We start from the raw sequence: 16,237 nt of genomic DNA, 5'->3' as shown, positions 1-16,237 counted from the left end.
AAGCCACGAACACCGCCGGGCCCTGTGAGGTTTCGCCCTCACAGGGCCCGGTGCGTGGTAGGAGGAGCACTCGACGATGAGCAGTTCCACGTCCGTCGGCACGGACGAACACCCCGCGGTGGTGCTCACGGGCATCACCAAGCGATTCCCCGGTGTGGTCGCCAACAGCGACGTCCACCTGACCGTCCGCCGCGGCGAGGTGCACGCGCTCTGCGGTGAGAACGGCGCGGGCAAGTCGACCCTGATGAAGATCCTCTACGGCATGCAGCCGCCGGACGAGGGCACCATCGAGGTGAACGGCGAGCAGGTGCGGTTCCGCACCCCGTCCGACGCCATCAAGGCCGGCATCGGCATGGTGCACCAGCACTTCATGCTCGCCGACAACCTCACGGTGCAGGAGAACGTCGTCCTGGGCGCCGAGGCGCTGCACGGCATCGGCAAGAAGGCCCGCGCGCGCATCATCGAGCTCTCCGGCAAGACCGGTCTCAACGTCGACCCCGGCGTGCTCGTCGAGCAGCTCGGTGTCGCCGACCGGCAGCGCGTCGAGATCCTCAAGGTGCTCTACCGCGGCGCCAGGGTGATCATCCTGGACGAGCCGACCGCCGTGCTCGTGCCGCAGGAGGTCAACGAGCTCTTCGACACCGTCCGCGGCATGCAGGAGCAGGGCTACACGTTCCTGTTCATCTCGCACAAGCTCGACGAGGTCCGCGCGATCGCGGACTCCGTCACGGTGATCCGCCGCGGCACGACGGTGGGCAGCGCGGACCCGAAGACGGTGTCGTCGCGCCAGCTCGCGGAGATGATGGTCGGCAGCGAGCTGCCCAGCCCGGAGACCCGCGAGTCCACCGTCACCGACCGGGTCGTGCTGGCGGTCGAGGGCCTGCGGCTGATGACCCCGGACGGCGCGCGGCCGATCCTCGACGACGTCGACATGGTCGTGCGGTCCGGCGAGGTCGTCGGCATCGCGGGCGTCGAGGGCAACGGCCAGACCGAGCTCGTCGAGGCCGTCATGGGCATGCGCAAGGCCGGTGGCGGCACGATCACGTTGCAGGGCAAGGACATCACCAAGCTCGGGACGCTCGCCCGGCGCGAGGCGGGCATCGGCTACGTGCCGGAGGACCGCCACCGCCACGGCCTGCTGCTCACGCAACCCCTCTGGTACAACCGCATCCTCGGCTACCAGACCCGCAAGCCCACCTCCAGGGGCATGTGGCTCGACATCGACGGCGCGAAGAACGACACCGAGCGGATCGTCGCGGACTTCGACGTCCGCACGCCCGGCATCGACGTCCCCGCGGCGGCGCTCTCCGGTGGCAACCAGCAGAAGCTGGTCGTCGGCCGCGAGCTGTCCGGCGACCCGGTGCTGCTGATCGCCTCGCACCCCACCCGCGGTGTGGACGTCGGCGCGCAGGCGTTGATCTGGGACGAGATCAAGCGCGCCCGCGCCGCCGGTCTCGCCGTCCTGCTGATCTCCGCCGACCTGGACGAGCTGATCGGCCTGTCGGACACGATCAAGGTCATGCTGCGCGGCCGCCTGGTGGCCGACGCGGACCCGAACACCGTCACGCCCGAGGACCTCGGCAGCGCGATGACGGGTGCGGGCAGCACGAGTGCCGCGGTGCACGAGACCGCCGCGGTAGAGGAAGGCGAGCACTGATGGGACACCTGCGCGGCAAACTCCTGCCGCCCGCGTTGGCGATCGTCTTCTCGATGCTGTTGTGCGGCGTGGCGCTCGTCATCTCCGGTGCCAACCCGCTCAAGGCGTTCGGCGTGATGGTGACGCAGGTCGGCAAGGGCACGACGTTCGTCGACATCATCAACTCGACGGGCATCTACTACATCGCGGCGCTCGCGGTGGCGATCGGGTTCCAGATGAACCTGTTCAACATCGGTGTCGAGGGCCAGTACCGCGTCGCCGCCGTCATCGCGGCGGTCGTCGGCGGCTCGATCGTGCTGCCGCCCGGCATCCACACGCTGGTGATCATCATCGTCGCCGCGCTCGCCGGTGCCGCCTGGGCCGCGATCCCCGCGATCCTCAAGGTGACGCGCGGCGTCAACGAGGTCATCTCGACGATCATGATGAACGGGCTGGCGATCGGCCTGTCCGCCTACCTGATCCGCCGCGACGTCTTCGGTGAGCTGCGCGGCAACAACATCCGCACCGCCGAGATCCCGGAGTCCGGCTGGATGCCCGGCATCTCGTTCGGCGGCAGCGGCACGATGTTCGGCTTCATCTTCGTGGCCATCGCGCTGGGCGTCGGCTACTGGGTGATGATGAACAAGACCCGGTTCGGCTTCGAGCTGCGCGCGTCCGGCGAGTCCTCGACCGCCGCGTCCGCCGGTGGCGTCAACGCCAAGAAGATGGTCCTGGTGTCGATGCTGCTCTCGGGCGCCATCGCGGGCCTGATCTCGCTGCCCGAGCTGCTCGGCCGCGACCACACGTTCAGCCTGAACTTCACCGCCGGCATCGGCTTCTCGGGCATCGCGATCGCGCTGCTCGGCCGCAACCACCCCGGTGGCATCGCGTTCGGCGCGCTGCTCTGGGCGTTCCTCGACAAGTCGGGCCTCGCGCTCGACAACGTCGGCGTGCCCAGGGAGATCGTCACCATCATGCAGGGCTCGATCGTCCTGTCGGTCGTCGTCGCCTACGAGGTGGTGCGCCGCTTCGAGCTCGCCGCCGAACAGCGCCGCGTCGGCCGTGAGCTCGGAACCGTTGGAGGTGCCGCGTGATCTCGACGTTGGAGGAGAAGCCGCACATCCCGGCAGCGCCCCGCAAGCGCAGGGTTCCCGGGTGGGCCGTCGGCATGCTCGGCGTCGCCGGTGCGATCGCGCTGCTGTCGATCACGTCGATGCAGACCGGTTTCCCGCAGCTCACCTCGTCCGGCACGACCCAGACGGCGGTCCGCCTGGGCCTGCCGATCCTGCTCGCCGGCCTCGGCGGCCTGTGGGCGGAACGCGCCGGCGTGGTCAACATCGGCCTCGAAGGCATGATGATCATGGGCACCTGGGGCGCGGCGTGGGCCGGCTACCAGTGGGGCCCGTGGGTCGCGGTGCTCGCGGCCGTCGTGTTCGGCGCACTGGGTGGCCTGCTGCACGCGATCGCCACCGTCACGTTCGGCGTCAACCACATCGTCTCCGGTGTGGCGATCAACCTGCTCGGCGCCGGTCTGACGAAGTACCTGTCGACACTGGTGTTCTTCCCGCTGTCGAACAACCCGCGGCAGTCGCCGCCGGTGCAGCCGTTCGACACGTTCTCCGCGGCGGGCCTCGACGACTGGCTCGGCGAGCTGGAGGCCGGTCAGCGCCTGTTCATCTCGGACGTCGCGGGCATCCTGCGCGGCCTCGTCACCGGCGTCTCACCGCTGACGATGCTGGCGATCCTGCTGCTGCCGCTGTCGTACTACCTGCTCTGGCACACCCGCTTCGGCCTGCGCCTGCGCTCGGTCGGCGAGAACCCGCACGCGGCGGACTCGCTGGGCGTGAAGGTGTACTTCCACAAGTACGTCGCCGTGATCGTCTCCGGTGGTCTCGCCGGTCTGGGTGGCGCGGCGCTCGTGCTGAACCCCGGTCAGCTGTCCTACCTGGAGGGCCAGACCGGCGGCCGCGGCTACATCGGCCTCGCCGCGATGATCTTCGGCAACTGGCGGCCCGGTGGCCTGCTCGGTGGTGCGGCGCTGTTCGGCTACGCCGACGGCCTGCAGCTGCGGTCGGGTGGCGACACGGTGCTGGCGCTGGTCTACGGCGTCGTGCTGCTGCTCGGCGTGATCGTGGTGTGGCAGCTCATCCGCCGCAAGTGGTTCTCCGCGGCGGCGGCCATCGTCGTGGCCGTGCTCATGTACCTGCTCTACATCAGCCTCGACGAGATCCCGAGCGAGTTCGTGGCCTACGCGCCGCACATGGTGACGCTGGCCGTGCTCGCCGTCGCCTCGCAACGACTCCGCATGCCGGCGGCCGACGGTGAGGTGTACCGCCGTGGCTGAGGTCGACTGGGACGTGCTGCGGGCACGGGCGGTGGAGGCGGCGCAGTCCGCCTACTGCCCGTACTCGGGGCTGCGGGTCGGTTCCGCGGCGCTGTGCGACGACGGCCGGATCGTGACGGGCTGCAACGTCGAGAACGCCTCGTACGGCGTGGGTCTGTGCGCCGAGTGCGCGATGGCCGGTCAGCTGCAGCTCACGGGTGGCGGCCGGTTCGTCGCCGTGGCCTGCCGGTCCGGTGCCGGTGAGCTGCTGATGCCGTGCGGCCGGTGCCGCCAGGTGCTCTACGAGCTTGGTGGCCGGGACTGCCTGGTGGACACGCCGTCCGGGGTCCTGCCGATGTCGTCGGTGCTGCCGGACGCGTTCGGACCGGAGGACCTGCCATGAGCTTCTCGGCGGTGGACGTCATCCGCGCCAAGCGCGACGGTGCGGCGCTGACGTCCGAGCAGATCGACTGGGTGATCGACGCCTACACGCGCGGCGCGGTCGCCGACGAGCAGATGTCCGCGCTGGCCATGGCGATCTTCCTGAACGGCATGACGCCCGCGGAGACCGCGCGCTGGACGCAGGCGATGATCGCCTCCGGCGAGCGGTTGTCGTTGCACGTCGACCGCCCCACCGTCGACAAGCACTCGACCGGTGGCGTCGGCGACAAGATCACGCTGCCACTGGCACCGCTGGTCGCCGCCTGCGGTGCCGCGGTGCCGCAGCTGTCCGGTCGCGGGCTCGGGCACACCGGCGGGACGCTGGACAAGCTGGAGTCGATCCCCGGGTGGCGGGCCGCACTGTCCACTTCGGAGATCCTCGACCAGCTGTCGTCGGTCGGTGCCGTGGTGTGCGCTGCCACGGAAGGACTTGCTCCCGCCGACCGCAAGCTCTACGCGTTGCGCGACGTCACCGGGACGGTCGAGGCGATCCCGCTGATCGCGTCCTCGATCATGTCGAAGAAGATCGCGGAGGGCGCCGAGTCGCTGGTGCTCGACGTGAAGGTCGGCTCCGGTGCGTTCATGAAGGACCTCGCGTCCGCGCGGGAGCTGGCCTCGGCGCTGGTGTCGATCGGCGTCGAGCACGGCGTGCGGATCTCGGCGCTGCTGACGGACATGTCGGTGCCGCTGGGCCGGGCCGTGGGCAACGCGGTCGAGGTGGCCGAGTCCGTGGACGTGCTGCGCGGTGGCGGTCCGGCCGACGTGGTCGAGCTGACCGTCGCGCTGGCCGCGGAGATGCTGTCGCTGGCCGGGATCTCCGCCGACCCGGCCGCCGTGCTGGCCTCGGGTGAGGCCTACGAGGTGTGGGCGCGGATGATCAGCGCCCAGGGCGGCGACCCGGAGGCCGCTCTGCCGGTGGCCGCGCACAAGCACGTCGTGACGGCACCGGCCGCCGGTGTGCTGTCCACGTTGGACGCCTACGGCGTGGGTGTCGCGGCGTGGCGGCTCGGTGCCGGCCGCGCGCGCAAGGAGGACCCGGTGCAGGCCGGTGCCGGCGTCGTGTGCCTGGCCAAGCCGGGTGACGTCGTGGAGGCCGGTCAGCCGTTGCTGGAGCTGCACACCGACACCCCCGACGCGGTCACCGGTGCTCTGCAGGCCCTCGAAGGTGCCTGCAGCGTCACGGACTCCGCGCCGGAACGGTCACCGCTGGTGATCGACACCATCCGCGGCTGACTGACAACCCCGCCCCTGGCTTCCACGGCATCTGCAAGTACCGAGTACTTGCAGATGCCTGGGCCAGCAGGGGGAGGTCAGTTGACGAGGGAGCCGGCCAGGGGGGACCTGTCCTGTTTCCAGAGCACGCACAGGACCTCCTGGCGGCCCGGTGCGGTGGCGTCCTGCCAGGCCTCCCACTCCTTCTGGGTGGGCACGAGGCCGGTGAAGCCGAGCGGCTCCTGGATCTTCGGCTCGACCACCCTGAACTGCTCGGTGCAGTAGTCCTTCGTGAAGTCGGCCAGCCACTTCGTGCCGGGGTACGGCGTCTCCTTGGGCTTGTCCCACAGCGGCGTCGCCGCGGAGAACAGCTGGATTCCGTGCGGTCCGTCGCACGGCACGTTCGTGCGCACCGGCGAGCCCTGCGTGAGGAAGTCCTTCCCGCACTGCGTCCCCGACAGGTTCCACTCGGGCACGTCACCACCACGGCCGAACGTGGCGATGCGGCGGGCCGGCAGCGGGGCGCCCACCGGGAGCTGCGAGGCCTCCGCCCACTCGGTGGAGCTCTGCCCGCTGGGTGCGGAGCCCGTGGTGCCGTCGGGCTTGAAGGCCTGGTAACCGGCGAACGCCGCCCCCGCGAGCACCAGCGCACCGAGCGCGACCGCGCCGGCCACGACGAGCCTGTTCTTGTTGCGCGGCAACGACACCGGCGCCGTACCCTGCACGATCGCGACCAGCATCTGACGTGCCTGGGGTGCGGTCAGGCGCCGCGCGGGGTCGACGGTCAGCAGCCCGCGGATCACCTGGGCCAGCGCGGGTGACGCGCGCCGCAGCACCGGCGGCTCGTTCATGACGGCGTGCAACGTGGACGCCGTGGACGTCCGCTCGAACGGGCTGATGCCCTCGACCGCGTGGGCGATCGTGACGCCGAGTGCCCACAGGTCCGACGCGGGCGAGGCCTCCCAGCCGCTCAGCCGGTCCGGTGACATGTACGCGGGCGACCCGACGATGCCGCCGTTGTGCGTGAGCCGCGGGTCGTCCACGGCCTGCGCGATGCCGAAGTCGGTGAGCTTCACCGTCCCGTCCGGACGCACCATGACGTTGCTGGGCTTCACGTCCCGGTGCACGATCCCGGCCTGGTGCGCGGCCTCCAGCGCCCCCAGCACCTGCAACGCGACCCCGGCCATCCAGGTGGAGTCGCGCGGCCCGTTCCGCTGCACGATGCTCGCGAGGTCGAGCGCGTCGACCAGCTCCATGGCGAGGTAGGTGCGGCCGTCCTCGCGGACGACGTCGTAGACGGTGACGACCGCCGGGTGGTTCAGCCGGCCCGCGGTCCGCGCCTCGCGGAGCATGCGCTCCTCCAGCACGGTGCGTTCCTCGGCGGCGATGCCCTGCGGCGGGTGCAGTTCCTTGAGCGCGACCGCCCGGCCCAGCAGCTGGTCCTGGGCACGCCACACGACACCCATCGCACCTCTGCCGAGCTCGACGAGCAGGGTGTAGCGGTTGGCGACGACTCGCTGTTGCTGCTGCACGGACTTCCCTTCCGGACGCCACCGGCTGCCCTTGTGGTCACCCCCAGCCGGCGCGAGCATAACCACGGCGTGTGTGAGCGCTCTCCCCGTGGGCACGTGCGTCGCACGGCAACCGGTTCACCGCAAACGCGGAACGGCCCCGGAGCGACGTTGCTCCGGGGCCGTTCCTGGTGGGGGTCTCAGGCGCTCAGGCGCCCTCGGCCGCCAGGTCGTCGTCGTCCACGTCCTTGCCGCCGTTGGCCGGCTTCGGGCCGCCGTTCTTGCGGGTGCGGCGCTGCGGGCGGGGCAGGGCGGTGGGCGGCGGGGGAGGCGTGGGCGAGCCGCCGCCGAGGATCAGCTCGGCGAAGGTGGCCATGGCCTCGTCGAGCTGGCCGCCGATGCGCAGTTCCGACTCCTGGTTCGACCGGCGGACCAGGGACTGCAGCGCGTCGGTGTCCGGGCGGGCGCCGACGGTCTCCGCGACCTTGGAGAGGCTCGCGTCGACGGTGCCGCCGAGCTCGGCGATGCGCGCGGCGAAGCCGTCCTCGACCTTGTCGAGGCGGTTGGTCATGGTGTCGAGCTGCGAGGTGACCAGCTCCAGGCGGCGGGCCAGCGCCTCCAGGCGGTCCGCGGAGTCGACCTGGTCGCGGGACTGCTCGATCGCCGCGTACAGCGCGGTGCGGGCCTCGTCGAGCTTGCCGTTGACGACGTCGCGCGTGTCGGCGACGGCGGAGGTGAGCTCCGCGCGGGTCTCGGCGAGCGAGCCGGCCAGCGAGTCGCGGGTCTCCACCACGGCGCCGGCGAGCTCGGAACGGGCCTGCGACAGGGAGCCGGCGAGCGAGTCGCGGGTCTCGGCCAGCGACGTCGAGATCTGGGTGGTGCGGTCCGCGAGCGAGCCGGCGAGCGAGTCGCGGGACTCGGTGATCGCGGCGGACAGCTCGGCGCGGGCGGCGGCGAGGGTGTCGCGCTGCTCGTCGGCGCGGCCGTGCAGGCCGGAGAACGACTCGGCGAGGATCTTCTGCAGGGCCTCGCGGGTGCCGTCGAGGTGCTCGTGCACACCCTCGTCGACCTCGTCCAGGCGACCGCGCAACGCGGCTTCGAGGGCCTCGATGCGCTCGCGCAGCGGCGTCGTGACGGCGGCGGGGAGCGCCTCGACCTTGCCGTCCTGCTTGTCCAGGTGGCCGTCGAGGTCGTCGATGCGCTTGTGGATGCTGGAGAGCTTGTCCTCCAGGCCGTCCATGCGACCGGCGACGCCCTCGAAGCGGCCGGCGACGCCGTCGAGGCGGCCGTCGAGCTGGGCGAAGGGCTTGGCGAGCTTGTCGACCAGGCCGTCGACCGCGCGGCCGATGTCCTGAACGGCGTTGTCCTGGGCCTCCAGCTTGGCGAGTGCCTCGTCGAGACGTTCCGCGAGCACGCTGACCTCGGTGCGGTCCGGCAGCTCCGACAGGCGCTTGCGGACCGAACCCAGCGACTCCAGAGGCGACATCCGGGCGTGGATCTCGTCCAACGCGTCGAAGATCTGCTGCTGCTCGCTCTCACGGATCTCCGCGGCGCGCGTGAGCATGTTGCGCATCCGATCGAAGGACATCGTGGAGTTGTTGTTCTCTGTCACGGCTGAGTGCCTTCGTCCAAGGGGAGGGGAGACCACGGGAGCCTATCCGCGTCATGGCGTGGCTCCGTACCACCCCCGCCGGAAAAAGGCCGTGCGCGGATGGCTGACTAGCCCGGTCGGGCTAGCGTGCTGGACCGAACGCCAAGTCACTGGCCGCGAGTGGGCGGTAGCGAGAAGTGATGTTCCTACCTTGGGGTGACGTGAGCCTCGCCCTGGTTGCAGAAAGTTGCTGATCACGGATCGGCAACATCTGAGAACGACTCCTGAGCATAGCGCCGCCAAGATCATTTCATCCGGCTCTGAAGCGGCGTGTCGCCTGGAGTAACGTGTAGTGATGTCCACGCCGCTTACCTTGGAGACCATCCGCAGCGCGCCGAAGGTCCTGCTGCACGACCACCTCGACGGTGGCCTCCGCCCGCAGACGGTGATCGAACTCGCCGATGCCACCGGCTACCAGGGCCTGCCCACCACCGACGCGGGCGTCCTGGGCGGCTGGTTCCGCGACAACGCGAACTCCGGGTCCCTCGTGCGCTACCTGGAGGGCTTCGCCCACACGTGCGGGGTCATGCAGGACGAGGCGTCCCTGGTCCGCGTCGCCGCCGAGGCCGTGGAGGACCTCGCGGCCGACGGCGTCGTCTACGCCGAGATCCGCTACGCCCCCGAGCTGAACACCGAGAAGGGCCTCTCGCTGGAGCAGGTCGTCGAGGCCGTCCAGGAGGGCTTCCGGGTCGGGTCCGCCCGCGTCGCCGAGACCGGTCGCAAGATCCGCGTCGGCACGCTGCTGTGCGCCATGCGCCAGAACGAGGGCTGGCTGCGCATCGCCGAGCTCGCCGTCCGCTACCGCGACCTCGGCGTCGTCGGGTTCGACATCGCGGGCCCCGAGGCCGGCTTCCCTCCCACCCGCGGCCTCGACACGTTCGAGTACCTGCGTCAGCAGAACGCGCACTTCACCATCCACGCCGGTGAGGCGTTCGGCCTGCCCTCGATCTGGGAGGCGATCCAGCACTGCGGTGCCGAACGCCTCGGCCACGGGGTGCGGATCGTCGACGACATCAAGGTGTCCGACGGCGACGTCGCCGGCGCCGAGCTGGGCCGCCTGGCCGCGTACGTGCGCGACCGCCGCATCCCGCTGGAGATGTGCCCGACGTCGAACCTGCAGACCGGTGCCGCCCCGACGCTCGCCGAGCACCCGATCGGCCTGCTCGCGAAGCTGCGCTTCCGCGTCACCGTCAACACCGACAACCGCCTGATGAGCGACTGCTCGCTGTCGAGCGAGTTCGCCGCGCTCGCCGAGACGTTCGGCTACGGCTGGGCCGACCTGCAGTGGTTCACGATCAACGCCATGAAGTCGGCGTTCATCGGGTTCGACGAGCGGCTCGCCATCATCAACGAGCTCGTCAAGCCGGGCTACGCGGCGCTCACCGCGCGGTAGCCCATGCGCTCTCGTCGACCGGGCTGAGCGTCCGCAACGGCTCCCACCACGCGCGGTTGGCCGCGTACCAGCGGATGGTGTCCCGGACACCGGCCTCAAAGCCGATCTCCGGGCGCCAGCCCAGCTCGCGGCCGGATCTCCGGGCGCCGGCCCAGTTCGCGGCCGATCACGCGGGAGTCGAGCAGGTAGCGGCGGTCGTGACCGGGCCGGTCCGGCACGACCTGTTCGCGCGACTGCGGCAGCACGTTCCCAGGGAACTGGTTCGGCCCGTAGTTGTCGGCGCAGTTGGTGATCGTGACCGGCAGCCCGAACGTCTCGAAGTACGACCGCACCGCGTGGTCGCCGCCTGCCTTGGAGGCGTTGTACGGCGTGCGCGGCCGGTAAGGCGAGTCCCTGTGGAACGCCTCGGTGGCGTCGACGCCGGCCAGCTCGGCCTCGCTCTCCATCGACCCGGCCGGGCCGTGGTCGCCGAGCGTGCTGCGGTCGCGGAGGTCGGCGGCGAGCCGCTGCGACGAGGAAGGGGCCGCTCGCATCGCGCGAGCGGCCCCTTCCCCGTGCCGGAACGTCAGTTGACGTTGAGCCGGTCCTCGAACTTGGCCTGCAGCTCGCGGAACGACGCCACCTCCGCGTCGTACGGCGCGGACGGCGCGAGCCGCGTCGGGTCCGGCGCGACCACGAACGACACCAGCCAGCCCAGCGACTCCGAGGTGGCCAGCGCCTCCTTCACGGACTCGTCGCCCGCCCACTCGGCCGCGTCCTCGAACAGCTCGACGGCGAGGTCGAGCTGCTGCGGGTCGAGGGCGTCGGGGCCCTCCTCCATGTCCTCGGCGATGCCGGTGAGCACGTAGACGTTGTCGTCGTCCACCTCGGCGTCGAGCTCGCCCGCGGTGGCCTTGACCTTCACGTCGTTCCAGGTCTCGACCTCGGCCAGGTCGTGGTCGTCGTTCTCGGCGACGAACCGGCTCAGCGCGCGCGACGAGGTGAAGACCTCGATCTTGCCGCGGCGGCCCAGGAAGATCGGGTCGTCGCCGAGGTAGCAGCGCAGCGTGTAGAACTCGCCGGCGGACGTGATGATCTTGATGGGGTCGATGCCGACCTCGGCCCAGAAGCCGGTGGGCTCCGCCTTCTCCTCGTCGCCGTCCTCGGTGACGTCGTCGACCTCGGCGGGCTGGGCGGCTTCGAGCTCCGCGAGCTCCTCCTGCGCGAGGGTGAGCTCCTTCTCCGGCACCTCCGGCGTGTTGACCACGCTGTCGATGGCGTCGAGGACCTCGTCCCACTTCTCCGAGACGACCGAGGACAGCTCGTCCCACAGCTTCGCCCCGTCACGGCCGCTGAACGGCAGCGTGCCCTGCGGCAGCAGCGAGAAGCCCTCCGCGGAGTCGAGCACCTCGTGGATCTTCTCGAGGTCGCACACGTCCGCGAGCGACCGGACGATCGCGATCACGTCCGCGAGCTCGCCGATGGTCCAGGTGTCCGGGTCCTCCGCGACCAGCTCGGGCACGCCCACCAGGTCGAACTGGTGGTTGTCGTCCGGCGAGAGGTCCGCGATGCCGAGCTTCGGCACGATCGGCCACGCCGGGTGGTCGGTGAGGTCGTGTTCGCCCGCGGTGCGCACGAAGGCGGCGAGGTGCGCGGCGTCGGGGAAGACGAACAGGTCCTCCTCGTCACCGAGGAAGGCCTCCCACTCCTCACCCTCCTCACGCCACCGGGGTGCCCACAGCGTGACCACGTCACCCTGCGTCAGCCCCAGCTCGATGGGGACGATGTCCTGCGCCATCACTGACCTCCCGGTCATGCCTGCCGAATGCCGTGGGCGAGCCTAACGGTGCTGATCACCGGCGCCCAAAGGGGTTCTCGAAGAAGGCGTCCTCGTCCGGGTCGTCGACGAGGGGCGTCCTCGGCTGCCTGGGCGCAACCGCCTCAGGAGCTGCAACGACCGGGGGCACCACCGGGTTCCACGTCGCGCGGAACGGCGAGTCGCCGGCGATCGCCTCGACGTTGATGGCCATGCCGTCGCCCAGCGCCAGCGCCATCCTGTTGAAGCTCGTCTGCACGGCCGCGTTCGTCGCGAGCCGCGCGGTCTCGGTGGCGACCTGGCCGACCGCCCGCGCACCCCGGCTCAGCAGCGCGGGGTGCAGGTGCAGGGCCCTGAGCTCACCGCTCGCCGTCGCCGTGGCGGTGCACAGGCCGCTCGGGTGCTCGACTGTCTCCGCGGTCACCGCGAGGTCGCGCTGGAGCTGCTCGACGGCCCGCATGCGTTCCTCGTTCACCGCAGCCACCCCTGCTGCTGCTCGTCGTCGTGGCCGCGTTCGAAGCCCATCGCGTTCAGCTCCCGCGGGTCGACTACCCGTTCCAGCGTCTCGTGCAGCCGCGAGCCGGCGCTGAGCCGGGCCTTCTCGGCGACGCGCACGATCTCGGCGGCCAGCCCGTGCGGACCCATCCGCAGCGCGGCGGCGCTCACCGAGATCTCCAGCGGCGGACCACCCGGTGTCCCGACCACCGTCACCGCGCCGTCCGGCGAGGACGCCCGTCCCGTGACGGGACCACTGCGCGTGACGTGTTCCGACACCGCCTGCCCGACATCGCGCACCTTCCGAGCGGCGCGCTCGACGTCGTCGTCCACCTGATCACCCCCTACTGCGACAGTGTGCCGCATGATCCTGCGTTCGGTCGCGTTGTTCGCGCTCGCCGCCCTGCTGGAGATCGGCGGCGCCTGGCTGGTCTGGCAGGGCGTCCGGGAGGACCGCGGCTGGTTGTGGATCGGCGGCGGGGTGATCGCGCTCGGCGTCTACGGCTTCGTCGCCACGCTGCAGCCGGACGCGAACTTCGGCCGCATCCTCGCGGCCTACGGCGGTGTGTTCGTGGCCGGGTCGCTGGCCTGGGGAATGGTGCTCGACGGGTACCGGCCGGACCGCTACGACGTCACCGGCGCGCTGATCTGCCTGGTGGGCGTGGCCGTGATCATGTACGCGCCTCGCTAACGTCATGGGCGTGACGAACCCGAGCGACGTTGTCCTGGCGATGCTGCGCGCCACCGAGACCCTCGACGAGAACGCCGTCGTGCGGCACATGGGCGACGGGGTGGTGTGGCGGAACATGCCGTTCCCGCCCGCCCGCGGCAAGAAGACGGTCGCCCGGCACCTGCGGCTGATGAACAGGGCCGTCACCGGCGTCGAGGTCCGCGTCCACCACATCGCGGCCAACGGCGGCGTCGTGCTCACCCAGCGGACCGACGTCGTCCGGCGCGGCGGGTTCGAGGCGGCGTTCTGGGTGTGCGGCACGTTCGTCGTCAAGGACGGCAAGGTCGTGCTGTGGCGCGACCACTACGACCACGCGTACGTCGCGGGCGCCTTCCTGAAGGGCCTGGCCAAGCTCGGCCTCGGCGCCCTCAGGAAGACGCTGTCCGGTCAGCCCGTCGGGCGGTAGAACCCGTAGAACGACATGCCGGAGTTCGTCGTGCGGATCGGCTGCACCTGCACGGGGTCACCGGCCTCGACCATCTGGCCGTTGCCGATCACCATCGCGACGTGGCCGTCCCACACCACGAGGTCGCCGGGCAGCACCTGGCCCGGCGGCACCGAGGCGCCCATCGCCTGGTCGCAGGCGGGCCGCGGGATGTCGAAGCCCGCGCCCTTGTAGGCCCACTGCGTCAGGCCGGAGCAGTCGGTGCCCTGCGGCGGGTTCGCGCCGCCCCACACGTACGGCGTGCCCAGCGCGGACAGCGCGTTGCGCACGGCCATCGCCGCGGTCTCGTTCGGCGCCTCGGCGCTGCTGCCGTCGGGCAGGTTCACGCCGACGCCGTCGCCGGGCTGCGGCGGAATCGCGACCGGCAGCCGCGGGCCGGAACCGCCGCCGCCACCACCACCGTTGCCGCCGCCCCCACCGCCGCCTCCGCCACCACCGCTGCCGGAGCCACCGCCGCCGCCACCGCTCGAACCGCCGGAGCCGTTGCCGTTGCCGGACGGAGCGGCCTCCTGCTTCGGGGAGTCGGAGACGCCCGACGTCGAGGTCGAGCCGTCGTCACCGCCCAGCGGCTCGCCGAGCTTGCCGAGAGCGCCGGTGTCGGGTTTCTGCATGCCGTTCAGCTGGCCGACGAGCTGGGTGAGCTGCTCGCGGACCTTCTGCAGCTCGGCCGTGGTCTTCGCCTGGTAACCGCTGGCCATCCCGGCCAGGTCGGCGAGCGCGGCCAGCACGACGCCGGGGCCCGCGACGAGGCTGGCGGCCACCGCGGCGGCGAGCCGCGGGGTGGCCTTGGCGGTGAACTCGTCGATGAGGCCCTGGATGGCGGTGCGACCGCCGGTCACGGCCGAGACGCCGGCCGAGGCCACCGTCTTCACCGTCGAGGCGTTCTGCACGAGCACGTTCGTGGCCGCGGCGAACGTCGCCACGCGGCCGGTGAACGCGTTGGCCTTGTCGCCGGACCACGTGTTCAGCACCGCGGTGGAGGCCGAGCTGTGCCGGCCGCCGAGGTCGGCGAGCGCGGTCTGGGCGCGGTCGAACGCGTCACCGGCCCGCTGGGCACCGCCGGTGTCGCCGTCCAGCTTCGCCAGGTCCTGCTTCATGGGCGCGATGAACTGGCCCAGCAGCCCCTCGACGCTCACGTGCGGGCCGCCTTGTTCAGCGCGGCGGCGTTCGCGTCTTCCTGCGCGATGTAGGCCTCGCGGGCCTTGGTGACGGCGGTGCCGAGCCCGGACAGCCCCGTGGACGCCGCTTTCAGCGCGTCCAGCTGCACCTGCGCGGCCTGCTGGAAGGCCGCGCTGAGCCCGACCTCGTCGCCGATCTTGCCGAAGCAGTCGCCGGGCAGCGCGGTGGTGCCGCTCAACGTGCCGGTGCCGACCGTGCCGATCTCGTTCGCCAATCCGCTGACCGCCGACGCATATCCGGTCAATGCGTCGAGATCGACCTTGAGACCCTGTTCTGCCATCTGAAGCCGCTTCCCCCGGTGTGACCTGTTCGCGTTGATCCTGCCCCGATGAGCGGTACCTCGCCCGTCGTTCCGCCAAGATCATGGAACAGTGGGTGTCATCGAGCACTGGAACCGGATCCTGGCATGGCTGGCGGAACACGCTCCCGCTACCCGAGCCGTGCTCCGTCCGAGGTACGACGCACTGCCTGAGCTGAGGGTTCCCGACGACCTGCAGCTGTGGTGGAGCGTCTACGGCGGAACGGACCCCGACCTCTTCGCCGAGATCCTGCCGCCCTTTTACACACCGCTGGGTGCTGAACGGGCTTTTGTGCTGAGGGAAACCCACGTCAAGAAGCCGGCGGATTCTTCGGAAGCGGGTTCGCCGACGATCGGATTCCACTCGGAATGGCTTCCGATCGCGTTCGACGGCACCGGTGACGTGCTCGCCGTCGACCTCCGTCCCGGCGTGCTGCGCGGCTGCGTGGTCGAGTGGGACAAGGACCGCAACGAGATGTCCAAGCCGGAGTGGACGTCGATCGTCGAGATGTTCGACCAGGTCGCCACGGCACTGGAGACGCGCAGCGCGATCGGGCACTGCACGGCCGAGGTCAACTCCGCTGGTGAGCTGGGCTGGCGGACCAGCTGACCCGGTCGGCGACACCGGTCCAGACCTTCACCGCGGCCACCGCGCAGAGCCACCCGAGCGCGGTGCCGGTGGTGTTCGCGACCAGGTCGTCCACGTCGAAGATCCGGTTCGCCCACAGGAGCTGCGAACCCTCGATGACGAGCGAGACGCCGCAGCCGATGAGCGCCGTCTGGCCGATGGTGCGCTTGCCCCAGAACATCAGCATCGCGCCGAGGGGCACGAACAGCAGCACGTTCAACGTCATCTGGTCGAAGGCGATCCGCCCGTCGCGGAGCGTGTCGGCGACCCACTGGAACGGGACCAGCTGCACGGACTGGCGCGGCGGCACCGTCTGCAGCGGCAGGAACGTCGCGGCGAACAGCATGCTCGCGTAGCCGGTGACGAGCGCGCTGCGCCAGGTGAGCTGACGGAAGAACAGCTGCGGCGCAATGAAGACCACGGAGAGGAAAAGGCCCCACTGGATGCTGGCGAGCTGTGCATTCGTCATGAATCCAAAGTAGGAAAACGGCCCTCCGCGC

18 protein-coding genes are annotated in these 16,237 nt (G+C 70.8%); 9 read left to right on the top strand and 9 right to left on the bottom strand.

Annotated features, from left to right (window positions below):
* Window positions 1-76 precede the first annotated feature (76 nt).
* The 5 genes from ACZ7CD_RS00245 to ACZ7CD_RS00225 are packed head-to-tail and all read left to right on the top strand — an operon-like array spanning window position 77 to window position 5,633.
* Window positions 77-1,657: an ABC transporter ATP-binding protein gene (locus ACZ7CD_RS00245; RefSeq protein ID WP_360395978.1), complete on the top strand. Its 1,581-nt coding sequence runs from the start codon at window positions 77-79 to the stop codon at window positions 1,655-1,657.
* Window positions 1,657-2,730, top strand: a complete 1,074-nt coding sequence (locus ACZ7CD_RS00240) for an ABC transporter permease (RefSeq protein WP_360395979.1) — start codon at window positions 1,657-1,659, stop codon at window positions 2,728-2,730. The genes ACZ7CD_RS00245 and ACZ7CD_RS00240 overlap by 1 nt, the downstream gene beginning before the upstream one ends.
* Window positions 2,727-3,980, top strand: a complete 1,254-nt coding sequence (locus tag ACZ7CD_RS00235; RefSeq protein WP_360395981.1) for an ABC transporter permease — start codon at window positions 2,727-2,729, stop codon at window positions 3,978-3,980. Before ACZ7CD_RS00240 ends, ACZ7CD_RS00235 begins: the two co-directional genes overlap by 4 nt.
* Window positions 3,973-4,362: a cytidine deaminase gene (locus ACZ7CD_RS00230; protein WP_360395982.1), complete on the top strand. Its 390-nt coding sequence runs from the start codon at window positions 3,973-3,975 to the stop codon at window positions 4,360-4,362. The genes ACZ7CD_RS00235 and ACZ7CD_RS00230 overlap by 8 nt, the downstream gene beginning before the upstream one ends.
* The gene (locus tag ACZ7CD_RS00225) at window positions 4,359-5,633 is read left to right on the top strand and encodes a thymidine phosphorylase (protein ID WP_470378077.1); all 1,275 of its coding nucleotides are present in this window, start codon (window positions 4,359-4,361) and stop codon (window positions 5,631-5,633) included. Before ACZ7CD_RS00230 ends, ACZ7CD_RS00225 begins: the two co-directional genes overlap by 4 nt.
* Before the next feature lie 77 nt (window positions 5,634-5,710).
* Here ACZ7CD_RS00225 and ACZ7CD_RS00220 read toward each other — a convergent pair whose 3' ends face one another.
* Together ACZ7CD_RS00220 and ACZ7CD_RS00215 are read right to left on the bottom strand one after the other, a co-directional pair.
* Window positions 5,711-7,144, bottom strand: a complete 1,434-nt coding sequence (locus tag ACZ7CD_RS00220) for a serine/threonine-protein kinase (RefSeq protein WP_470378076.1) — start codon at window positions 7,142-7,144, stop codon at window positions 5,711-5,713.
* A gap of 187 nt (window positions 7,145-7,331) precedes the next feature.
* Window positions 7,332-8,735 (bottom strand): hypothetical protein, encoded by a 1,404-nt coding sequence (locus tag ACZ7CD_RS00215; protein ID WP_470378075.1) that lies wholly within the window; start codon window positions 8,733-8,735, stop codon window positions 7,332-7,334.
* Window positions 8,736-9,069: 334 nt separating this feature from the next.
* Between ACZ7CD_RS00215 and ACZ7CD_RS00210 the strand changes: the two genes are divergently transcribed.
* Complete coding sequence (locus tag ACZ7CD_RS00210; protein ID WP_360395988.1) at window positions 9,070-10,167, top strand: adenosine deaminase; 1,098 nt, start codon at window positions 9,070-9,072, stop codon at window positions 10,165-10,167.
* Window positions 10,168-10,262: 95 nt separating this feature from the next.
* On the opposite strand, the gene ACZ7CD_RS00205 is transcribed toward ACZ7CD_RS00210, so the two are convergent.
* From ACZ7CD_RS00205 to ACZ7CD_RS00190, 4 genes are read right to left on the bottom strand one after another with little or no spacing between them, the layout of a single operon-like run.
* On the bottom strand, window positions 10,263-10,700 hold the full coding sequence (locus ACZ7CD_RS00205) for a GDP-mannose 4,6-dehydratase (protein ID WP_470378074.1): 438 nt from the start codon (window positions 10,698-10,700) through the stop codon (window positions 10,263-10,265).
* A gap of 32 nt (window positions 10,701-10,732) precedes the next feature.
* A complete protein-coding gene (locus tag ACZ7CD_RS00200) occupies window positions 10,733-11,944 on the bottom strand; it encodes a primosomal protein (RefSeq protein WP_360395992.1) in 1,212 nt (403 codons plus the stop codon).
* A 55-nt stretch (window positions 11,945-11,999) separates the two neighbouring features.
* On the bottom strand, window positions 12,000-12,437 hold the full coding sequence (locus tag ACZ7CD_RS00195) for a hypothetical protein (protein WP_470378073.1): 438 nt from the start codon (window positions 12,435-12,437) through the stop codon (window positions 12,000-12,002).
* On the bottom strand, window positions 12,434-12,790 hold the full coding sequence (locus ACZ7CD_RS00190; protein WP_458430258.1) for a hypothetical protein: 357 nt from the start codon (window positions 12,788-12,790) through the stop codon (window positions 12,434-12,436). The genes ACZ7CD_RS00195 and ACZ7CD_RS00190 overlap by 4 nt, the downstream gene beginning before the upstream one ends.
* Before the next feature lie 31 nt (window positions 12,791-12,821).
* Between ACZ7CD_RS00190 and ACZ7CD_RS00185 the strand changes: the two genes are divergently transcribed.
* Both ACZ7CD_RS00185 and ACZ7CD_RS00180 read left to right on the top strand, forming a co-directional pair.
* On the top strand, window positions 12,822-13,148 hold the full coding sequence (locus ACZ7CD_RS00185) for a YnfA family protein (protein WP_360395996.1): 327 nt from the start codon (window positions 12,822-12,824) through the stop codon (window positions 13,146-13,148).
* Between the two features lie 10 nt (window positions 13,149-13,158).
* Complete coding sequence (locus ACZ7CD_RS00180; RefSeq protein ID WP_470378072.1) at window positions 13,159-13,593, top strand: limonene-1,2-epoxide hydrolase family protein; 435 nt, start codon at window positions 13,159-13,161, stop codon at window positions 13,591-13,593.
* Here the strand turns inward: ACZ7CD_RS00180 and ACZ7CD_RS00175 are convergent.
* Together ACZ7CD_RS00175 and ACZ7CD_RS00170 are read right to left on the bottom strand one after the other, a co-directional pair.
* The gene (locus ACZ7CD_RS00175; protein WP_470378071.1) at window positions 13,575-14,768 is read right to left on the bottom strand and encodes a C40 family peptidase; all 1,194 of its coding nucleotides are present in this window, start codon (window positions 14,766-14,768) and stop codon (window positions 13,575-13,577) included. The two genes, ACZ7CD_RS00180 and ACZ7CD_RS00175, sit on opposite strands and share 19 nt — an antisense overlap.
* Window positions 14,765-15,091, bottom strand: a complete 327-nt coding sequence (locus tag ACZ7CD_RS00170) for a type VII secretion target (protein WP_360396001.1) — start codon at window positions 15,089-15,091, stop codon at window positions 14,765-14,767. The genes ACZ7CD_RS00175 and ACZ7CD_RS00170 overlap by 4 nt, the downstream gene beginning before the upstream one ends.
* Window positions 15,092-15,182: 91 nt before the next feature.
* Between ACZ7CD_RS00170 and ACZ7CD_RS00165 the strand changes: the two genes are divergently transcribed.
* Window positions 15,183-15,719 carry an SMI1/KNR4 family protein gene (locus ACZ7CD_RS00165; protein ID WP_360396003.1) on the top strand — a complete coding sequence of 179 codons (537 nt, stop codon included), beginning with the start codon at window positions 15,183-15,185 and terminating at the stop codon, window positions 15,717-15,719.
* On the opposite strand, the gene ACZ7CD_RS00160 is transcribed toward ACZ7CD_RS00165, so the two are convergent.
* Window positions 15,682-16,206, bottom strand: coding sequence for a VanZ family protein (locus ACZ7CD_RS00160; protein WP_360396005.1), 525 nt, complete (start codon window positions 16,204-16,206; stop codon window positions 15,682-15,684). The genes ACZ7CD_RS00165 and ACZ7CD_RS00160 overlap by 38 nt on opposite strands.
* Between the last annotated feature and the right edge of the window lie 31 nt (window positions 16,207-16,237).

It is taken from the genome of Lentzea sp. NPDC036949 (assembly GCF_055608075.1).
The sequence above is the reverse complement of the archived record's forward strand: the minus strand, read 5'-3'. Positions and strand labels throughout refer to the sequence as shown.